The 20323-nt window shown below is 64.3% G+C and carries 20 protein-coding genes; 1 reads left to right on the top strand and 19 read right to left on the bottom strand.

Annotated features, from left to right (window positions below; all coding sequences use genetic code 11):
* Nucleotides 1-2: 2 nt before the first annotated feature.
* The 19 genes from argJ to ffh all read right to left on the bottom strand — a co-directional run bounded on the left by argJ (nt 3) and on the right by ffh (nt 18161).
* Complete coding sequence (gene argJ / locus ACYQ00_RS19745) at nt 3-1184, bottom strand: bifunctional glutamate N-acetyltransferase/amino-acid acetyltransferase ArgJ (RefSeq protein WP_460033776.1); 1182 nt, start codon at nt 1182-1184, stop codon at nt 3-5.
* A gap of 171 nt (nt 1185-1355) precedes the next feature.
* Entirely contained in the window at nt 1356-3866 is a 2511-nt protein-coding gene (secA, locus tag ACYQ00_RS19740) for a preprotein translocase subunit SecA (RefSeq protein ID WP_460033775.1), read from the bottom strand.
* Between the two features lie 220 nt (nt 3867-4086).
* A complete protein-coding gene (locus ACYQ00_RS19735) occupies nt 4087-4221 on the bottom strand; it encodes a DUF3096 domain-containing protein (RefSeq protein ID WP_460033774.1) in 135 nt (44 codons plus the stop codon).
* 88 nt (nt 4222-4309) lie between these two features.
* Complete coding sequence (locus tag ACYQ00_RS19730) at nt 4310-5485, bottom strand: (Fe-S)-binding protein (RefSeq protein WP_460033773.1); 1176 nt, start codon at nt 5483-5485, stop codon at nt 4310-4312.
* Between the two features lies 1 nt (nt 5486).
* Nucleotides 5487-6878 (bottom strand): FAD-binding oxidoreductase, encoded by a 1392-nt coding sequence (locus tag ACYQ00_RS19725; RefSeq protein WP_460033772.1) that lies wholly within the window; start codon nt 6876-6878, stop codon nt 5487-5489.
* On the bottom strand, nt 6878-7363 hold the full coding sequence (smpB, locus tag ACYQ00_RS19720) for an SsrA-binding protein SmpB (protein ID WP_460033771.1): 486 nt from the start codon (nt 7361-7363) through the stop codon (nt 6878-6880). The genes ACYQ00_RS19725 and smpB overlap by 1 nt, the downstream gene beginning before the upstream one ends.
* 217 nt (nt 7364-7580) lie before the next feature.
* Nucleotides 7581-9365, bottom strand: a complete 1785-nt coding sequence (gene ptsP / locus ACYQ00_RS19715; protein ID WP_460033770.1) for a phosphoenolpyruvate--protein phosphotransferase — start codon at nt 9363-9365, stop codon at nt 7581-7583.
* Nucleotides 9365-9619, bottom strand: a complete 255-nt coding sequence (locus ACYQ00_RS19710) for an HPr family phosphocarrier protein (RefSeq protein ID WP_460033769.1) — start codon at nt 9617-9619, stop codon at nt 9365-9367. The genes ptsP and ACYQ00_RS19710 overlap by 1 nt, the downstream gene beginning before the upstream one ends.
* Before the next feature lie 223 nt (nt 9620-9842).
* A complete protein-coding gene (locus tag ACYQ00_RS19705) occupies nt 9843-10643 on the bottom strand; it encodes a PTS system mannose/fructose/sorbose family transporter subunit IID (RefSeq protein ID WP_460033768.1) in 801 nt (266 codons plus the stop codon).
* Between the two features lie 106 nt (nt 10644-10749).
* The gene (gene rsmI, locus ACYQ00_RS19700; protein ID WP_460033767.1) at nt 10750-11634 is read right to left on the bottom strand and encodes a 16S rRNA (cytidine(1402)-2'-O)-methyltransferase; all 885 of its coding nucleotides are present in this window, start codon (nt 11632-11634) and stop codon (nt 10750-10752) included.
* Complete coding sequence (locus ACYQ00_RS19695) at nt 11576-11995, bottom strand: YraN family protein (protein ID WP_460033766.1); 420 nt, start codon at nt 11993-11995, stop codon at nt 11576-11578. Before ACYQ00_RS19695 ends, rsmI begins: the two co-directional genes overlap by 59 nt.
* Nucleotides 11977-12636, bottom strand: coding sequence for a ribonuclease HII (locus ACYQ00_RS19690; RefSeq protein WP_460033765.1), 660 nt, complete (start codon nt 12634-12636; stop codon nt 11977-11979). Before ACYQ00_RS19690 ends, ACYQ00_RS19695 begins: the two co-directional genes overlap by 19 nt.
* 117 nt (nt 12637-12753) lie before the next feature.
* Entirely contained in the window at nt 12754-13104 is a 351-nt protein-coding gene (rplS, locus tag ACYQ00_RS19685; protein WP_460033764.1) for a 50S ribosomal protein L19, read from the bottom strand.
* A gap of 81 nt (nt 13105-13185) precedes the next feature.
* Nucleotides 13186-14505, bottom strand: a complete 1320-nt coding sequence (gene trmD, locus ACYQ00_RS19680) for a tRNA (guanosine(37)-N1)-methyltransferase TrmD (RefSeq protein WP_460033763.1) — start codon at nt 14503-14505, stop codon at nt 13186-13188.
* Between the two features lie 8 nt (nt 14506-14513).
* Complete coding sequence (locus tag ACYQ00_RS19675) at nt 14514-15416, bottom strand: FRG domain-containing protein (RefSeq protein ID WP_460033762.1); 903 nt, start codon at nt 15414-15416, stop codon at nt 14514-14516.
* Nucleotides 15328-15987 (bottom strand): ribosome maturation factor RimM, encoded by a 660-nt coding sequence (gene rimM / locus ACYQ00_RS19670; protein WP_460033761.1) that lies wholly within the window; start codon nt 15985-15987, stop codon nt 15328-15330. Before rimM ends, ACYQ00_RS19675 begins: the two co-directional genes overlap by 89 nt.
* 33 nt (nt 15988-16020) lie before the next feature.
* Nucleotides 16021-16251, bottom strand: a complete 231-nt coding sequence (locus tag ACYQ00_RS19665) for a KH domain-containing protein (protein WP_460033911.1) — start codon at nt 16249-16251, stop codon at nt 16021-16023.
* A 64-nt stretch (nt 16252-16315) separates the two neighbouring features.
* Nucleotides 16316-16564: a 30S ribosomal protein S16 gene (gene rpsP, locus ACYQ00_RS19660; protein ID WP_460033760.1), complete on the bottom strand. Its 249-nt coding sequence runs from the start codon at nt 16562-16564 to the stop codon at nt 16316-16318.
* Between the two features lie 28 nt (nt 16565-16592).
* Nucleotides 16593-18161: a signal recognition particle protein gene (gene ffh, locus ACYQ00_RS19655; protein ID WP_460033759.1), complete on the bottom strand. Its 1569-nt coding sequence runs from the start codon at nt 18159-18161 to the stop codon at nt 16593-16595.
* Nucleotides 18162-18422: 261 nt separating this feature from the next.
* Between ffh and ACYQ00_RS19650 the strand changes: the two genes are divergently transcribed.
* Nucleotides 18423-20279, top strand: coding sequence for a hypothetical protein (locus ACYQ00_RS19650; protein WP_460033758.1), 1857 nt, complete (start codon nt 18423-18425; stop codon nt 20277-20279).
* The last annotated feature ends 44 nt before the right edge of the window (nt 20280-20323 follow it).

Below are 20323 nucleotides of genomic sequence, written 5' to 3'. Positions count from 1 at the left end.
GATTACGTCGTGTATTCGGCGTTGATGGTCACGTATTCGTGGGTCAGATCCGAGGCCAGCAGCACATAGGAGCCTGGGCCGGAGCCAATGCTCAGGTGCACGACGATATCCTGCCGGCGCATGTGCGGGGCCAGGAGCGCCTTGTGATCCTGCGCGATGGGCGCGCCCTTGGCAAAGATGGGAATGCCGCACAGGGTCAGGTTGACCTCGCTGGGATCAAACTCCACGCCGCTGCGGCCCAGGGCGCAGACGATGCGGCCCCAGTTGGGGTCGCGGCCGTACATGGCTGTCTTGACCAGGGGCGAATGGCCGATGGTCCGGGCCACGGTTTCGGCGTCCTGCATGTTGTTGGCCCCGACCACGTGGATGCGGACCACTTTGGAGCCACCCTCGGCGTCCTGGACCAGCATGTAGGCCAGGGTCTGACAGACCTGGGTCACCGCCTCCACCAGGGCGTCTGTTTCCTCCTCGCCAATGGTCACGCCGCTGGCGCCGTTGGCCAAAGCAAAGACCGTGTCATTGGTGGAGGTATCTCCATCCACGGTAACGCGGTTGAAGCTCGCCTCCACCGCAGCGCGGAGGATGGCCCGCCACAGACCCGGCTCCACGGCGGCATCCGTGAAGACCACAGCCAGCATGGTGGCCATGTTGGGGCAGATCATGCCCGCGCCCTTGGCCATGCCGAACACGGCGCATTCCTTGCCCTGGCTGCTGGTCAGTCTGGCGGCGGCCATTTTGGGGAAGGCGTCGGTGGTCATGATGGCCTTGGCAAAGTCCGTGGCTTCGGCCTTGCCGAGGTTGTCCCGCACCAGGGGCATGGCCGCGGCCCATTTTTCCATGGGGATCCGCACGCCAATCACGCCTGTGGATGCCGGGAGAATATCCCCTTCCTCCACGCCAAGCGCGTCGGCCAGCTGGCGGCAGGCCAGACGACAGTCGTCCAGGCCGTCCTGGCCGGTGCAGGCGTTGGCCTGACCGGCATTGATGACCACGGCGCGCGCGGTTTCGGAGGCTTCCAGGCGCTCGCGGGCCACGAGCACCGGCGCGGCCTGAAACTTGTTCGTGGTAAACACCCCGGCCGCCACGGCAGGACGGTCGGAAACAAGCACAGCCAGATCGTTGCGGTCTTTCTTGAAGCCGGCCGCCACCGCGGCGAAGGAGTATCCTTGGGGAACGGGAATCATGGGGGGTCTCCGGAGTCAGGGATCAGGAGGGGGAGGAACGGGGAGAAGAGGCGGGGGAACTGAGTTCCCCCGCGCCCCCTCCAACGGTGAGCCTGTGAATCATCCCAGCTACAGCTCGTTGTAGGGGGGCGGAGGAGCATCTTTCTTCAGAAGTCGTTTTCCCCGATTCGCTTACAATCCTTTGCCGCAGCACTTCTTGTACTTCTGCCCGCTGCCGCAGGGGCAGGGGTCGTTGCGGCCGACTTTGGGGGCGGCGCGGCGGGCCGGTTTTTTCTTGACCTGCTGGGTTTCGGAGCCACCGGAGTAGTTCAGGTTGGCGGCTTCGTCCTTGTGCTTCAGTTCCGTCTCACTCACGCGCTGGAAGCGCAGGCGGGTCAGGGCGCGCAGGGCATTTTCTTTAATAATGTAGAGCATCTCCTGGAATATTTCAAACCCCTCGCGCTTGTATTCCTGCTTGGGATCCTTCTGGCCATAGCCGCGCAGACCAATGCCGTCGCGCAGGTGGTCCATGTTGGAGAGATGCTCCTTCCAGTTGCGGTCCAGGGCTTCCAGGAGGAAAAAGCTCAGGATTGTCTGATACTGTTCGGAGGCTTCCTGCTGCAGGTTGGCAAGATTCTCCAGCACGTATTCGCGAGCCTCCTCGCGGGTGGGGAGATCCTCGGAGATATCGGCCACGCGGGAAACGGCGAAGGCTTCTTCCAGCCGGGCGCGGACGGCGTTTTCTGTTTCCCCATCGCCCTTGGCCTGATCCAGGGCAGCGTAAATGTCGTCCAGAATGTCATCCACATATTCATGGACCAGGGGTTCGAGGTCCTGGGCCGCCATGATTTCGCGGCGCAGGGTGTAAATGACCTCGCGCTGCTGGTTCATGACGTTATCAAAGTCCAGGAGCTGCTTGCGGATGTCGAAGTTGTGGGCTTCCACGCGCTTCTGGGCGTTTTCGATGGCCTTGGAAACCATGCGGTTTTCGATGGCCTCGCCCTCTTCCATGCCCAGGCGCTCCATCAGGCCCTTGATGCGGTCGGAGCCGAAGAGGCGCATCAGGTCGTCATCCAGGGCCAGGTAGAACCGGGAGGAGCCGGGGTCGCCCTGACGGCCGGAACGGCCGCGCAGCTGGTTGTCGATGCGCCGGCTTTCGTGGCGCTCCGTGCCCAGGATGTGCAGGCCGCCCAGTTCGGCCACGCCTTCGCCCAGCTTGATGTCCGTGCCGCGGCCGGCCATGTTGGTGGCGATGGTCACCTTGCCCTTTTCACCGGCATGGGCCACGATTTCCGCCTCGCGCTCATGCTGCTTGGCGTTGAGGACCTCATGCGGCACCCGGGCGCGGTTGAGCATCTGGGAAAGCATCTCGCTCTTTTCGATGGAGATGGTGCCCACGAGCACGGGCTGCCCCTTCTTGTGCAACTCGGCGATGTCTTTGCAGATGGCGTTGAACTTTTCGCCCTGGCTTTTGTAGATGGCGTCGGGATAATCCTGGCGGACCATGGGCCGATGCGTGGGCACGGCGATGACGTCCAGATCGTAAATCTGTTTGAATTCCACCGCTTCCGTGTCCGCGGTACCTGTCATGCCCGAGAGCTTGTTGTACATGCGGAAGTAGTTCTGGAAGGTGATGGAGGCCAGCGTCTGGTTCTCGGCTTCCACCTTCACGCCTTCCTTGGCTTCCAGGGACTGGTGCAGGCCATCGGAGTAACGCCGACCGGGCATGAGGCGGCCGGTGAACTCGTCCACGATGATGACCTGCCCGTCCTTGACGATATAATCCACATCACGCTGGAAGAGCTGGTGCGCCTTCAGGCCCTGGAGCACGTGGTGCTGGAAGGTAATGTTGGCCGGATCATAGAGGTTATCCAGCTGGAGCATGCCTTCCACGCGGGCCACGCCTTCGTCGGTGAGGGCCACGGTGCGGGCCTTCTCGTCCATGGTAAAGTGCGTGTCGCGCTTGAGGGAGGGAATGATGGCGCTCACGCGGGCATACAGCGCGGTGCTCTGCTCGGCCGGGCCGGAGATGATCAGCGGGGTTCTGGCTTCATCAATCAGGATGGAGTCCACTTCGTCCACAATGGCGTAATGCAGGCTGCGCTGGACGAGCTGCTCCTTGTAGAACTTCATGTTGTCGCGCAGGTAGTCGAAGCCGAATTCGTTGTTGGTGCCGTAGGTGACGTCCGCACCATAGTTTTCCTGCCGTTCCTGGTCCGTGAGGCCATGCACGATAATGCCCGTGCTCAGGCCGAGGAAGTTGTACAGGCGGCCCATCCATTCGGCGTCGCGCTTGGCCAGGTAGTCGTTGACCGTGACGACGTGCACGCCCTTGCCCTCCAGGGCATTCAGGACCACGGGCAGGGTGGCCACCAGGGTTTTGCCTTCGCCGGTTTTCATTTCGGCGATGGTGCCGTGGTGCAGGACCATGCCACCGACGAGCTGCACGTCAAAATGGCGCATGTCCAGCACGCGGCGGCCGGCTTCGCGCACCAGGGCGAACACGTCGGGCAGGATCTCATTCAGGGGACGGCCGTTGGCCACCTCTTCCTTCCAGCTGACGATGCGGGCGCGCATGTCATCATCAGACAGGGCCTGCATGTCGGGCTCAAGGCCGTTGATGCGCTGGACGAGGGGGCGGAGGCTTTTGAGAAATCGATCGTTTTTGGAACCGATAAGCTTGGCGACAAGACTGCCGAACATGGATTCTCCTTGGAGCGGGAACGGGGCGCAGGGTCTGCGGGCGCATGTGCGGCGGGCCGGATCAAGTGAGTTGATCACAGGGCCTGCTCTGGCGCCATGACCAAATCACCCGGACCACGTATCACGGCCGGGCGAGGTGCCCGGGTGGAAAACCGGCAGCCTGCGGCACGCAACTCGGCTTCATACAACGAGGCCCGCAGAAACGCAATTCGCCCGCCAGCTAGCGCAACAGTCCCAGCGCTCCGATGACGATCAGGTAGATCGCCACCACGAAGTTGAGGATTTTCGGATGAATGAGAATGACAATACCCGCGATGAGCGCCAGCAATGGTTGCAAATCCAGATGCATGGACATGTTGACCTCCCGTGGGTTGGCGTGCGTCCGGCCCGCTTGCAAGTGGGCACCCGGGGGCCGGGGCACAAAACATTTTCAGAGTAATAGATCAGGATTCGAGAATGTCCAGCCAATGCGAGACAGTCACTCCTCCCGGTGCCGTGGCTCCCAGCTGCACGGTACAGCCGGAACAGCCCGTCAGCACCTGCGCCGGCCGGGTCGTGCCCTCCCCTCCTGCCGCGCCCATGGGCAACAAGGCCTTCCAGCAGGCAGCCGCCACCCGGGCCGGCAGGCCCGTGCCGCCCAGCTGCATCACCCCGCCCAGGCCGCAACAGCGGTCCGTGACGGCATGGTCCAGCGCCGCGCCCAGCACGCGCTGCAAAAACGGCCCATCAGGATTGCCCTCTCTGGCGTGGCATGGCTGATGCCAGACCACGTATTGCGGCCGCCGGGCCTGATCCACCTCCAAACGGGTCTGCCGGAAAAACGGGCTGAGCGGCTGCACGGCATCGCGAAACCGGGCGGCCTCCACCGCGTCCCACCCTTTGACCAGGGCCTCGCTGCCATCACCATAGTCCGTAAGCCCGGCCCGGCAGGAGGCGCAGAAGCTCACCAGCAGCGGCCGGCCGGCCTTGCGCCAGGCCTTGATGTTCCGGCGTTGCATCTCGCGCCGGGCCTCGGGCAGGCCAGCGTGGCCCAGTGTGGCCCCGCAACAGCCGAAACCTTTCACCTCCAGCACCCGGAAACCGCAATGCTCCAGGATACGTCTCGCCCGGGCAACCCACTGCGGCCGCAGGTGTGTGGCCGTGCAGCCCGGGAAAATGGCCACTTCCCGGCCGCCGCCCCAGACGTCCCACTGGACCACCTGCAGCCAGGGCGTCACCTCGGGCAAAGCCAATCCTCGCGCCCCGGCCATTGCTTCGGGGAACGCGGCGGGAACATGCTCGAATGCCTGGGCCATGAGCGGCCAGAGTACGCCGGCGCGGGTGATCCACTGCTTCCAGAGCCAGCTCCGCCAGTCCGGATGCCCGGCCCGCAAGGCCGCCACCGTGGCCGCGGTATCCAGACCCTGCGGGCAGGTCGCGGCGCATCGGCCGCAGCCCAGGCACATGGCGGCCAGTTGCTCGGCCTTGCGGGGCTGCACGGCCGTGGAACCAGCCCGCAGCTGCATCACCAGCTGGTGGGTGGCCTTGGGAGAAAGCTCCTCGTGCCCGGTGCTGGTGAACAGTGGGCAGACATCCATGCAGCGGCCGCAGGCTATGCAGTCTTTGGGCAGCCGGTCCATGTCAGTAGGCCTTGCCAGGGTTGAGGATGCCGTGCGGATCAAAGACGTTTTTGATGTCCCGCATCAGCCGGCGTTCGGTGGCGCCCAGCTGCCGGCCCACGGCAGGGAGCTTCATCATGCCGATGCCGTGCTCGCCGGAGAGGCTGCCGCCGAGGGTCATGGCCGTTTCCTGGATGGCGGCCTTGGCGCGGGAGGCGGCTTCCTCCTGCCCCGGTTCGTGCATGACCGAGACGTGCATGTTGCCGTCGCCCAGGTGGCCGGCAAAGAGCACCCGCACCCCTTCCTGCTCGCCAATGGCTTCAAAGCGGGTCAGGGCTTCCAGGACCTTGCCGCGCGGCAGGGTGACGTCATCGGAGAGCTTTTTGCTCCCGGCCTTGAAGGACGCCGGGTTGATGCTGCGGCGGATGTCCCAGAGGGCTTCCTCTCGCTCGCCCGTGGCCTGTTCCAGAAACACCGGACCAAAAGGCTCCACCACCCCGCGTGCCCGGTCCAGGGAGGCCTCCAGGGCTTCAGGGTCGCCGTCCAGACGCAGCAGCAGCACGGCGTTGGTGGCTGCAGGCCAGGGGACCAGCGGCGGCGGCATGAGCTGTTCCAGGCAACGGCACATCCCCTGGCCCAGGAACTCCATGGCCGCGGGCAGCAGCCCGGCGGCGAACACGGCCTGGGAGGCCTGCAGACAGGCGTCCATGCGGGGGTAGCCGGCCATGAGTGAGGCCGTGGCCCGTGGTTTTGGTTGCAATTTAAGGATGATCCGCGAAAAGATGGCCAGGGTGCCCTCGCTGCCCACCAGCAGACGGGTCAGGTCCAGCCCCACCACATTTTTGTGCGTACGGCCGCCGGTTTCGATGACCTCCCCACCGGGCAGCACCGCCCGCAGGCCAAGGACGTGATCGCGGGTGACGCCGTACTTGAGCGCGCGCATGCCGCCGGCACAGGTGGCCACATTGCCCCCGATGGTGGACATGCGCCCGCTGGCCGGGTCTGGCGGATAGAAAAGCCCCTGGGCTTCCACGGCCCGCTGCAACCGGCCCGTGAGTACCCCCGGCTCCACCACGGCCACGAAATCCTGCGCATCAATTTCCAGAATCTGATCCATGCCCAGCAGGGAAACCACCACCCCGCCGGCCACAGGCACGCAGCCGCCCACGGTGTTCGTGGCCCTGGCCCTCGGGATGAGAGGCACGCGTTCGGCCTGGGCCCAGCGCAGCAGTTCGATAAGCTGCTCCTCGGATGTCGGCCGGACCACTGCCCAGGGCATGCGCAGCTGGCGGCAGGCATCAATCCCGTAAACGAGCATGGATTCGGGATCAAACAGGGCCTGTTCGCCGGGAAAGAGCGTCTCCAGGAAAGAACGCCGGGCCGGGCTGAGCCTTTCCGGAACGGCGGGATGCATCAGCCCTCCTTGCCCGCGCGGGACAGTTCGCGGCGGGTATCCCGCGCCACGGCCTTGTCCTTGAGGGCCTGGCGCTGGTCATGCAGTTTCCGTCCTCGTCCCACGGCGATTTCCAGTTTGATCTTGCCATGATGCAGATACAGGGCCACGGGCACCACGGTCAGGCCCTTCTGCTCGATGTGTCGCATGAGCTCGGCGATTTCACGGTGATGCAGCAGCAGCTTGCGGGGCCGCTCGGGGTCGTGCCCGCCGTGGCCCACGGGGCCGGCGTTGGCGTATGGGGCAATGTGCACGCCCACCAGCCAGGCCTCGCCGTCTTTGATGCGGATGTAGCCGTCCTTGAAGGTCACCTTGCCATCGCGCAGGCTTTTCACCTCCGACCCGAGCAGAACCAGGCCGGCTTCGTAGCGTTCCAGGAATTCATAGTCGTGGCGGGCGCGGCGGTTTTCCGCGAGCCGCCCACCGCCGGACTTTTGTTTGGCCATTGCAGATCCAGCCTTGGGGCTTGTCGCTCAAATGCGTTGCAGGGGGCGCACCATGTTCTGCGGAAAGGTGCTGCCCTTTGCGAGAACGGCCCCCTTCCAACAACATCGCGTCAGGAAAGAAGGGGTATATCAAAATGGTCGGGAAAGGGAAACGCAGGGAACCGCGGTATTTTCCAGGAGAGTCCGCGCTCCCATGCCCTGCATCAGGAACCAGGCCTTAATCAAGCAGCGACGAGAAGAACATCAGCTCCTCGGGAAAGCGTTTGAAGACCGAATCGCGCACCAGCTGGTTCGTTTCGGCCACCGTGCGGGCCTGCAGCACATCATGCAGCAGGTTTTTGCAGTCCTGCATGGTGGTCTGCCGGATCACCCGCTTGATGCCCGGGATGGCGTGCGGGGTGATGGAGATGTTATCCACCTGCATGCCCAGGAGAATGGGCACGCAATACGGGTCCGAGGCCAGCTCCCCGCACACACTCACCTCAATGCCGGCCTGGTGCCCGGAATCCACCACATACTTGATGGAGCGCACAATGGCCGGATGCAGGGGCTGATACAGATACGACACGTGCTTGTTGATGCGATCGATGCCCAGGGAGTACTGGATCAGGTCGTTGGTGCCGATGGAGAAGAAATCCACCTCACGCGCCAGGACGTCGGCAATGAACACGGCGCAGGGCAACTCGACCATGATGCCGATGGGCATGTCCGGATCAAAGGGGATGCCCAGCCCGGCCAGCTCCTGTTGCACATCGCGCACCACGGCCTTGCATTGGTCGATCTCATTGACTCCGGAGATGAGCGGAAACATGATGGCCACGTTGCCGTGGTGGCTGGCGCGGCAGATGGCCCGGACCTGCTGGCGGAACAGTTCCGGATGCTTGAGGGTGAAGCGCACGGCGCGCAGGCCCAGGGCCGGGTTGGGCTCATCCAGCTTGCCAAACTGGCGGGCGAGCTTGTCCGCGCCCAAATCCAGGGTCCGGAAGGTCACCCGCCGCGGGGCCAGCAGGGCGGCCAGTTCGGAATATTCCGTGGCCATGGCTTCTTCGTCTGGAATGGTGGCCCGGTCCATGAAGGAGTATTCCGTGCGGTACAGCCCCACCCCCTCGCCGCCGACGTCAAGCACCGCGGCAACTTCCTCAAAAATTTCAATATTCGCAAAGACATTGACCCTATAGCCGTCAATGGTCTCTGCCGGCAGGCCGCACTCGCGGGTGATGGAGGACTGGTAGTTCTCAAACTGATATTTCAGATCGGAGTAGTAGGCCAGTTCGTCCTCGTTGGGATCCACAAGGATGCTGCCCTTGAGGCCGTCGAGGATGACCAGATCGCCGTCGGCAACCTCCTCTTCCAGCCCCTCCACGCCCACCAGGGCAGGGATCTGCAAGGATCTTGCAAGGATGCCTGTGTGCGACGTCTTGCCCCCCTGCACCGTGGCCAGGGACATGATCTTGGAAATATCCAGCCCGATGGTGTCGGCCGGCGTGAGGTCGTGGGCCATCATCACAAAGCGGGCGTTGGTGTCCAGCCGGGCGGATGGATCCACCTGGGCATGCGGCTGGCCGAGCAGCTTGTCCATGATCCGGCGGGAAACCAGGCGGACATCCTGGATGCGCTCGCGGATGTAGGCATCGTCAATGGCGGCAAAGGCCTGGGCAATCTGGTCCACGGCCTTTTCCAGGCCCCATTCCGCGGTAATACCCATCTCGTTGACGATTTTCTGGGCGCTGCGCAGGAGCTTGGGGTCCTGGCTGATCATCAGGTGCGTGTCGATGATGGCCGCGTGCTCCTGCAACTCCTTGGGCACCTTGCCGCGGGCGGCGGAAAGCTCCTCGCGCACCCGCTGGAAGGCCAGTTCCAGACGGGCGTTTTCGAACTTCTTCAGATCGTCGGGAATGGCTTCGCGCGGAATCTGGGCGAAGCGGCTGCGGTTGACGAAGAGCGCCCGCCCCACAGACACGCCCGCCGACACCGGAATGCCTTTAAGCACCTTTCTGGCCACTATTTTTCCTCGCCAAATCTGGTCGAAAAGCAATGAGAGAGGCGGTCCACGGCTTCCCGGGCATCCACGCCGCGGGCCATGAGCTCCAGCTCGCTGCCGCGAGAGGCGGCCAGGGAGAGGATATCGAGGATGGACTTGGCATCCACTTCCTGATCCTCCAGCCTAATCTGGATATCCGATTGAAATTTCTGGGCTTCCTGAGCCAGCACTGCCGCCGGGCGGGCGTGCAGCCCCAGTTCGTTCAGTACATGCACATTGCAGACGCAGGCTCCGTTGTCGGAGCATGCACCTGCTGCGGGGGAGGAAGGCGGCGATTCGATCATGGCGGTCGTCTACGGAGTCGTCCTGTTGCAGTCCAAACGGTCAGGGCGCGGGCCCCAGCCCCCCGGTACCAGGTGTATTCCAGTGGCGGTTCTGCTGCGTTCCGTTCTCATTTCAATCGGTTGCCTTGGCGGCGCCTGGCGCTGGGCCAGCGGATCACACCAGCAGCAGCGGCAACGCCGTGGCCGCCGTGAGCACAAGCAGCGCAATCACTTCCCGACCGATGCCGCCGTAATAGACGGCCACAGCCGCAGCACCCACCACCGCCACGCTCATGAACCAGGAGCCAACCAGCATCTCTCCGGGCCAGGAAAGATGCAAGAACAGCGCCAGGAGCACGGCGTTGCCATATTTCAGGCGCTGGGCCCAGTCGATGAGCCGCCAGCGCTTCAGCCTCGTCAGAAACTTCAGGCCTTCCTTGAATCCCACCCAAAAGGTGATGAACTTGAAGGCATGCAGCCCGAAAAACCAGGCCAGCCCCCAGAGCAGGGCCAGCGTTTCGCACTCACCTGCCACCAGACAGGCCGTGGACAAAGACCAGAACACCAGCAGGCTCCCCGAAAACAGCGAATCGCCGATGGCGGAGAGCGTGTAGACTGTGGTGTCCTTGACCGTGGTCAGCACCTGCGGGGGAAAAAGCCCTTTGGCAATCTTGTCTTCCAGAGAAAGAAACACGCCCACCAGCAACGGCGTCCAAAACGGGTGGGAATTGTAATGCGCCACATAGCGCTGCCGCGCATCGCGCCGGGCATTCGGATCAGAATAAATAACCTGCAGGCCCGGCTCCATGGCGTAAATCAATCCCACATTCTGCATGCCGCGCGTGTTGAAGGCTGCGGCCACCATGTACGAGCGCAAGAAACATCGCGCCAGCGCCCGGCCCAATCTGGCCCCTGGAGTCCCCTCGGGAAGTGGCTCGGAAGTGGCGCCAGCTGGCGGTACAGACTCTGAGGGCATGCCCGCCATCCCGGCCTGGCCCGCGGCGCCCCGTGTGCCCGAGCCTCCTGCCTCATTCGACGCGCAGGCCCCGCCCGCGCCTTGCGACGCCTTGGCGGATTGCGGCTCAGTCGGACGTGAGGCGGTGGACACGTTCATAGAGTTCCTTGGCCGTCCATCCAGAGACAGCCGCCTGGACTCGTTTGGCGGCTTCCCGGGGCTTGCAGCCTGCCTCGCGCGCGGCGGCGAGCAGGTGATCCACCTCGCTGTCCGCCGTCCGGGTGGTGGCAGCTTCCTGCCGCGGCGGACCGATGACCACGGTGGCCTCGCCCCGCACGTCCTGCGTACTCTCCTGACGGCTATGGTCCTGATCTTCCTGCGGCGTGGCAAGCCATGCATCCAGGGAGGTCAGGATAAACTCCTCGTGCAGCTTGGTCAATTCCCTGGCCACACAACATTCACGCTCTCCGAGGATTTCCCGCGCCTGGATCAGCGTCTCCTGCACCCGGCTGCCCCGCTCAAAAAACACCAGGGTGGCCGGCAGGGTGGCGTATGGCCGGAACATCTCGCGGCGCTCCGAGGCCTTCCGCGGGGGAAATCCCAGAAATACGAATGGATACGGCGGCAAACCGGAAGCTGACAAGGCCGCCAGAATCGCCGACGGTCCCGGCACAGGCGAAACCGCCAGCCCCCGCTCCCGGCAGGCCCGCACCAGCCGGTAGCCCGGATCGGCCAACAGCGGCGTGCCGGCATCGCTTACCAGGGCCACCTCCCTGCCCTCTTCCAGCAGGGCCAGGGCCTGTTCGATGCGCGACTCCTCATTGTGCTCGTAAAAACTCAGAAATCGCGGCGAAGGCAGGCCCAGCCTGGCAAAGAGCATGCCCGTGCGTCGGGTATCCTCGGCCAGAACCACCTCTGCCTTGCCCAGAATCTCCAGGGCGCGGGCCGAGATATCACCAAGGTTGCCAATGGGTGTGGCCACGATCCAAAGCATCGGCGACCTCGAACGCATGCGGATGATGCGTGATGCTGAAAGGTTCCTGCCGGTTGCGGACAGCCAGCACGTCAAACCGGCACGGGCGCCCCCAGCTGTCGTGCGCCGAAAGCCAGGCCCCGGCGGCCTTGATCAGCTGGCGCTGCTTGACCAGGGTCACTGTTTCGGCCGGGTCCCCATGCGCAGCGTCGGCCCGCGTGCGCACTTCCACGAAGACCACCGTGCCATCGGGAGCCTCACAGACGAGATCCAGCTCCAGCCGCCCCTCGCGCCAGTTGCGATCCAGCACGCGCAAGCCCGCGGCGGCGAGAAACCGGGCCGCGGCGGCCTCTCCCTCCCGGCCCAGCTGCAGGTGCGGGCTCAGAGACCGGGCAGGCACAGCTGGCCATCCCCCCCGGGCCGCACGCCGCGAAAGGTCATGCGGTGCTGTGGGCAGGGGCCCAGGGCCTTGATGGCCGCGCGGTGCGCCGCGGAGCCATAGCCTTTGTGGCCGGCAAAGCCGTAGCCGGGATGGCGGGTGTCCAGGGCGAGCATGACCCGGTCCCGGGTGGTTTTGGCCAGGATGGAGGCGGCGGCGATGGCCGGAATGAGGGCATCGCCATCCACAATGGCCTGCTGCGGCAGCGGAAACTGGGGGATGGTCCTGTTGCCATCCACAGCCAGAAATCCTGGCGAGGTCTTGAGCCGCCGCACGGCACGCGCCATGGCCCGGAGGGTGGCCTGCAGGATGTTCACGGCCTCGATCTCCCGCGGCCAGGAAAAACCCACGGCCCAGGCCAGACACTGGGATTTGATCTCCCCGGCCAGACGCTGGCGCACCTCGGCCCGGACCTGCTTGGAGTCGTCCAGACCGGGCAGGCGGGAAAAATCAAACGTTGGGGCAAACACCGCCGCCGCCGCGACCACCGGCCCGGCCAGGCAACCCCGGCCGGCCTCGTCCACCCCGGCAAAGGGGCCGGGGTGCCGTTCCAGCAGGGGCGCGACAAAAGACTGCCATGGCGCAGCCCCGCACTGCGACACGTCCTTCCCATGAGACAAAGTCCCTGAAAAAGGAGGCGTCGTGGCGCGTGGCCGAGCCATGGCGAACGGCGTGCAAAACCGGTGGAACAACAGACCAGCAGGCCCGAGGGCCGCGGCCTAGTCCCACTGATTCTTGGTCTTGATCTTGGCAGCCTTGCCCTTGAGGCCGCGCAGGTAGTACAGGCGGCTGCGGCGGACCTTGCCTTCGCTGATCACTTCCACGCGCTCGATGGCCGGGGTGTGGAAGGGGAACACGCGCTCCACGCCCACACCATCAGAGGTCTTGCGGACGGTGAAGGTGGAGGTGGTGGTGCCGCGCTTGATGCGCAGCACCGCGCCCTGGAAGACCTGGATGCGTTCCTTTTCGCCTTCGATGATGCGCAGGTGCACCTTCACGGTGTCGCCGGGACGGAATTTGGGCAGATCCACGCGCATGTGTTCGCGTTCAATCTTGCTGATGATATCCATGGTCGGTCTCCTTCTGAAAAAACGGGCGTCGTGGACCCGAAACGTTGCATCGTTACCCGGCACATCGCCTGCGCACTCGACTCACCACACGTCCTGGAGCAGGCGATCCAGAACCGCCGTGGCCGCCGCGCGCACCGGGAGGTGGTTGTAGGCGTCCAACGGACGAACGGGCGGCAGCATGCCCTGCGCCGCACACATGGCCTCGGGAGCAAGCCCGTGCCCTGCGCCCAGCAGCAGACATACCGGCGCCTCTTCCAGCCAGCGTCTGGCCTCGTCAAACGAAACCAGCACCGGCCACATCTTCCTGTAGCGCCGCGGCGCCTCGGCCAGGGCGCTGGTGGCCAGCACCCGCGGCGGCCGGCCCGCAGCCTCCTCCACCATCCGCAGGGCTGCTTCCAGCGAAGCCGCCACGCGAACCCGGGAGAGCGCCTGGGCGCGGTGGGCATTTACCCGACCGCCCGCGCCAATGGTCCAGTGACCCAACACCCGGTGGGCCAGCTCCTGCTGGTCCTCCAACGGCGTAATCACCGTGACATCAGCCACCCCGTAGCAACAGGAAACGCGACCGATATCATGGATGTCAAAGGTGGTCAAGGACGCAGTGCCGGTTCGTCCCTCTTTGAGCCGAACCGGGGAGTGCACATGCAAAATATGTAAATTTCTCCCCAGCTTGCGACGTGACGGCGTCTGTTCCAGGCTGCGAAGGTATTCGTAATCCGTCGCGGTCAGGGCCGCGGATGCCAGCAGATCCGGCCGGCGCTCCAGGGTGGTCCGCAGGGATTCCTGCCGCCGCCAGAGGCTGACCGCGCCATGATCCCCGCCCAGGAGCACCTCGGGCACGCGCTGGCCGGCGTAGTCCTCGGGTCGCGTATAGTGCGGATATTCCAGAAGACCATGGGAAAAGCTTTCCTCCTCGCCGCTCTCGTCCTTGCCCATGAAACCGGGGGTCAGCCGGGCCACGGCTTCCATCAGGCACAGCGCCGCAGCCTCGCCGCCATTGAGGACGTAATCCCCCAGGCTCACTTCCACAATGGGATGCAGCGCACCCAGCCGGGCGTCCACGCCTTCGTAGCGGCCGCAGAGGATGGTCAGGGACGGCTGGGCAGCCAGCTCCCGGGCCATGGCCTGGGTGAACGGTTTGCCGCGAGGGCTGAGCAGCACAATGGGGCCGGGATTGGGAATGGAATCAATGGCCTGGCAGAGCGGATCCAGCTGCATGACCATGCCGGGCCCGCCGCCGTAGGGGCGATCGTCCACGGCCTTGTAATTGCCGGTGACGAACTCCCGCGGATTGACCGTGGCGAAGGAAATCAACCCTTTTTCCACGCCCTTGCCCATGAGGGCACAGGCCATGGGGGAGGTGAAGAACTCCGGAAACAGTGTGATGCAGGTGAAATGCATGGTATTGGTCAGCGGGTGCGTGGTGCGCCGGGGCTGTAGTGCCGGGTCAGCCAGATGGCCAGGCCATCCAGGCCGGGGAGCAGGATGCGCTCGGTGATGTTGGCCTGATCCAGCTTGTCGCGCACTTCCCACTTGAGTTCCTTGGGAATGACGATGCGCCGCCAGAGATACGGATATTGGAGCAGCCAGTCGTCCAGGCGCATGGTCACGTCGGAAAGCACAGAGAACAGCGCGAACTGGTTGACGATGCGCGCATCCAGAGAGGGTGGCTCAAAGAACAGGCAATATGGCCGGTCGCCCTCACCCAACTCCCGCGGCTGGGAGGCCAGATCGCCGATGCGGCGGACGGCGCGTTCCAGCATGCCCACGGTAAAGACCTTGGCCCCGGCCTCGCCCAGGATGGTCCGCAAGCAGGCCGGCAGGAGCTGCTGGGTTTTGACGAATTCCATGGCCCAGATGACGCCGTCGCGATCGTACTGCCCCATGTTGGCGGTGGCGAAATGCATGGCCACGAAGGGAGAATAGGTCCAGTCCAGGAGCCGGGTGGGCAGGCCATGATGCTGGGCCACAGCCCACCACCACCAATCGGACTGGGCGCCTTCGCGACTGTCTGTGGTGCCGTATTTCTTGAAGTTGCGCAGCAGGTGGTATTCCAGGTCAGGGTACGGGCCGCCCAGGCGCTGGAGGCTGGTGCACAGGGGGTAGTCGATATCCGAAAGGCCGCGAAAGACGTAATTGGCGCGAAAATGCTGGATATCCGGCTGCCAGCTATGGTCGTACACCCGTTCGCAAAGCTCTTCCCAGCTGGAGACGACGATGTCGTCAGGGAGTCTTCCGTTTCCGATTGTCCGGTCGGCTGGCCCGCTGTCCATCCCGTTGCCGTGGGTGCTGTGCTGGGGCGTCGAATCCATGGCGGGTCTCCTTGGCCGGCGGGTCGCTCCGGGTCTGTTCCAGATAGACGTCCACCAGCCCTGGGGGAGGATCTATCACGATGCGTCGGGCGTCCGCATCCACTTCCACAAGAAAATCCTCGTGGGCAGGAAAGAGAATTTCCTCTCCTGCAGGAGTACGGATGGCCCAGACGTCGTACTCGTCCGCCGTTTCCAGGAGGTGGTCGAACACGCCCAGGACGACGCCGTCTTCCAGCACCACTTCGGCGCCGAGGAGGTCTTCAATGTAGACCTCGTCCTCCTCGGGTGCGGGCAGGTCGGCCGCATCCACGAGGATGTCCGCCTCTCGCCAGGCTTCGGCCTGGGTCCGGTCGTCAATGCCTTCCACCAGCAGCAGGGCTGCCGCCTCTCCCGGCGCGGCCCAGCGGGCCTTGCGCACGACGAAAGGCCGGGGCGCGGCGGAACCGCGCGCCAGCCAGACGCGTTTGAGAGCCAGAAAATCCCCGGGCTCCTCGGCGTAGCAGGCGCATTTCAGCTCGCCGCGCACGCCGTGGGGCTTGAGCACCCGGCCCAGAACAAGACGCGAGGCCATGACCCGTAGCCGTCCCGTGCGCCCGGAGGGGCGCTATTCCAGGATTTCCAGCACGGCCCGGCGTTTCTCCCGTACGGAGATGGCCGAGAGCACGGTGCGGATGGCCTTGGCGGTGCGTCCCTGGCGGCCGATGACCTTGCCGAGGTCGTCCTTGGCCACGGTGAGTTCGATGACGTCCGCCTGTTCGCCGGGTTTCACCGTCACCTGCACGGCCTCGGGTTCGTCCACCAGGGAGCGGGCGACATAGTCGATGAAGGTCTGCATGGAATCGGACATGCGTGCCTCGTGCGCCGTCGCCCGGCCAGCCGGTCAGGACTGGCCGCAGCGACTAGGCGGAAGCCTTTTTGGCTTGCTTGATGAGGGACTTGACGGTGTCCGTGGGCTCGGCGCCCTGGTCCAGCCACTTGGCAAGCTTTTCCTGGTCCATGTTGACCACGGCGGGGCTGACCATGGGGTTGTAGAAGCCCAGGATGTCCAGGGCACGACCATCGCGGCGGGACTCGACGTCCATGGCGACGATGCGGTAGAAGGGGCGCTTTTTGGAACCCATGCGGGTGAGGCGGATCTTGACGGCCATTGCGGTCTCCTTGAGTGAATAACAGGAATTATTTCTTGCGCTTTTTGCGCGTGGACTTCTTCTTTTTGGTGAACGAACTTTTGGGCTGTGCGGGCTGGTCTCCCATGCCGGGCATGCCGGGCATGCCTCCCATACCGGGCATGCCTCCCATACCGCCCAAGCCTTCCATGCCTGGCATGCCGCCCATACCGCCGGGCAGCTTGGGTGCGCCGCCGGAAAGGCCGCGGGCCAGGCCGCCCATGCCCTTGGGCATGCGGGGCATCTGGGGCAGCATCCCTTTTTTGCCTTTCTTGCCGCCGCCGCCCATCATCTGCTGCATCATTTTCTGCATGCCGAAGAAGTTGGTCAGCAGCGCGGCGACTTCCTGCTCGCTGCGGCCGGAGCCGCGGGCCACGCGGCGCTGGCGGGAGGCGTTTTCCAGCAGCTTGGGCTGGCGACGTTCCTGCACGGTCATGGAATTGATCATGGCTTCCACCTTGACCAGCTCCTTGTCCGGCGGGGCCATGTCGCCCAGCTTCTTGCGCAGGTCGCCCATGCCGGGGATGAGCTTCATCAACCCGTCCAGGGAGCCGAGCTTCTTGAGCTGGCGCATCTGCTTGCGGAAGTCTTCAAAGTCGAACTCCGCGCGCATCATCTTTTCGCCCATGGCCATGGCGTCCTGCTCGTCCATGGCTTCCTGGGCTTTTTCGATGAGGGAGAGCACGTCGCCCATGCCCAGGATGCGGCCGGCGGCGCGGTCGGGGTGGAAGACTTCCAGATCGGAGAGCTTCTCGCCCATGCCCACGAGCTTGACCGGCTTGCCCAGCACGCGCTTGATGGAGAGGGCTGCGCCGCCGCGGGCATCGCCATCCATCTTGGTCAGGACCACGCCGGAGACGTCCAGCCGCTCGTTGAAGCTCTGGGCGATGTTCACGGCTTCCTGGCCGGTCATGGCGTCGGCCACAAAGAGGATTTCCTGCGGTCCGACGGCGGCCTTGATGTTGGCCAGCTCCTGCATCAGGGGCTCGTCGATGTGCAGACGGCCGGCGGTGTCCAGCAGGACCACGTCGTGCCCCTGCTCCACGGCCTGAGCCACGGCCGCGCGGGCGATATCCACGGGATTCTGATCCGCGGAGGAATTGAAGGAAGGAACATTGAGCTGCCGGGCCAGGGTGTGCAGCTGCTCGATGGCCGCAGGGCGGTAGACGTCCGCCGGGACCATCAGGGGCTTTTTCCCTTGTCTCCTGAGCAGGTTGGCCAGCTTGCCCGTGGTGGTGGTCTTGCCCGAGCCCTGCAGGCCGACCATCATGAAGATGGTGGGCGCACCTTTGGCAAAGACCAGATCCGTGGACTGGCCGCCCAGAAGCTCGACCATCTCGTCATGGACGATCTTGACCACCTGCTGGCCAGGGGTGAGGCTTTTCATCACCTCCACACCAAGGCAGCGTTCCCGGATGCGGTCGATGAATTCCTTGACCACCTTGAAGTTGACGTCGGCTTCCAGAAGCGCCAGACGCACCTCGCGCAGGCCCTCCTGGATGTTTGACTCATCCAGGCGGCCCTGGCCGCGGAAGCGTTTGAAGACGTCGCTCAAGCGATCGGAAAGGCTCTCGAACATGCGATCCCTGGGGCCGGCTCAATAAAACCGGGTTGCTCCCGCCCGAAGATTCCCCGGCAGTTCCGGGGCGCGGGATGAAAGAGGGTGAGGGGTACTCGATTCAACGATCGAAGTCAACCCGCCCCGCAACCCTTTCCATTACAAGACCGCAATGCAATATGCAATGCCATTCTCTTTACCTGGATGCTTTTGCCGGGTATTGTGAATAATTCCATGCCTCATTTCCCGTCACCCTAGCTCAGCTGCCACCGGGTCCCTGCCATGCGAGTCCTCCCTTCCTTCCTCCTGCCAGTCGTGCTTGTCTGCCTGCTTGTGCTGCACGGCGTTTGCCTTGCGCAAAACGACACCCAGCCTGCCGCCGAGGCGCCCCCCGCCGCAAACACCACAAAGCCGGCAACAAAGCCGGCGACGACACAAGCCAAAGAGCAAGCCAGGGAACCTGTCGCAGCGCCGGCCACGGAGCCGGCCAACGCCTCCGAGCCGGCCAATGCCTCGGCACCCCTGCCCGCCGAGGAGCTGGTGGAACCAGAGGATGTGCAGGTGGAAGTCAACGCCACCCTGCTGACCCTGGTGGACGCCATGGACAGCCTGCGCGCCTCCATCAAGGAGCAGGAAAAACGGCTGAAAGCTGCCGCCACCACGACCCAGCGCCAGGAAATTGAGTCGGGAATTGACGCCCTGGCCAAAGCCCTGCGGGAGCGGCAGAAGAATTTTGAACAGGTGGCCGCCGGCGTGGATCTGGACGCCCTGGCCGAGCAGCATGAGGACAGCCTGGACTGGAGCGCGGACCTGCGCGAGCTCATGGCGCCCATCCTCGCGGAACTCAAAAAGCTCACCGCCCGGCCGCGGGATCTCGAACGGTTGCGTGCCGAGATCAACCGCCTGAACCTCCTGCTCCCCAAAATCGATGCCGGCCTGCAGCGCATGATCGTCCTCAAGGAGGAAACCAAGGACAAGGAACTCGCCAAACGTCTGGCCGCCTACATTGACGACTGGCAAGACAAGCGCGACAGCGCCGCCAGCGCCCTGAGCGTGACCCAGCTCAAACTCAAGGAAAAGCTGGCCGAGGAAAGTTCCATCATGTCCATGCTGCGCGGGCTGTTCCAGAATTTCTTTCTCAGCCGGGGCAAGAACCTTATTATGGCCCTGGGCGCGGGCGGGCTGGTGTTCGCGGTCATGCGTCTGGCCCTGCGGCTCCTGCTCCGCACCGGCCACGGCAAGCGCTGGGCCAAGCGTTCCATGTTCTTCCGCGCCGCCACGGTCATTTACACGTTTCTCTGCACCCTGGCCGCTACCCTCGTCGGGCTGGCCATTCTGTACAACGCCGGGGACTGGGTGCTCCTCGGCCTCACGGTGCTGCTGCTGGTGGGCATTCTCTGGTCTGCCAAATACAGTCTCGCCACGCTGTCGGAACAGGTCAAACTCCTGTGCAACCTGGGCGCCGTGCGCGAGGGAGAACGCCTCGTGTACAACGGCCTGCCCTTCAAGGTCGGCCGCATCAACTATTACACCACCCTGGTCAACCCGCTCCTGCAGGGCGGCACCGTGCGCCTGCGCCTGAGCGACCTGTACTCCCTTTCCTCCCGCCCCATACACGCCGAAGAGGAATGGTTCCCCTCCCGCAAGGGGGACTATGTGCTGCTGAGTGACGGCACCTTCGGCAAGGTCATTCTGCAGACGCCGGAGCTGGTCATCCTTGACGCGTACGGGGGCAACCGCCTGCACATCCCGGCCTCGGACTATCTGGGCAAGAATCCACGCAATCTGACCACAGGATTCGGGCATCTGGTGGTCATTGGCATTGATTATTCCCTGCAGGCCGAAAGCCTGGAAGACATCCCCGGACTGATGGAGATGGATCTGCGTGCCGGCCTGGAGCAGGCTGGTTACGGCCCGAAACTCACCGGGCTGTTCGTACAGTTCAAGGAGGCGGCGGACTCCTCCCTGAACATCGCCGCCTATGCCGGCTTCTCCGGCGAGCTGGCCGGGGACTACTGGAGCCTGCAGCGTCTGGTGGCCCGTCTGGTCACTCAATCCTGCACCGACCACGGCTGGAATATCCCTTTCCCACAGCGCACAGTGCATCTGGTACAACCAACTGACTTCAACAGGTCATAATGCGCTGGCATACAAGATGCCGCCACGTTCTCACCCGACAGCTG

The organism is Megalodesulfovibrio paquesii, assembly GCF_054653055.1.
This window is presented reverse-complemented; position numbering and strand designations above follow the sequence as displayed.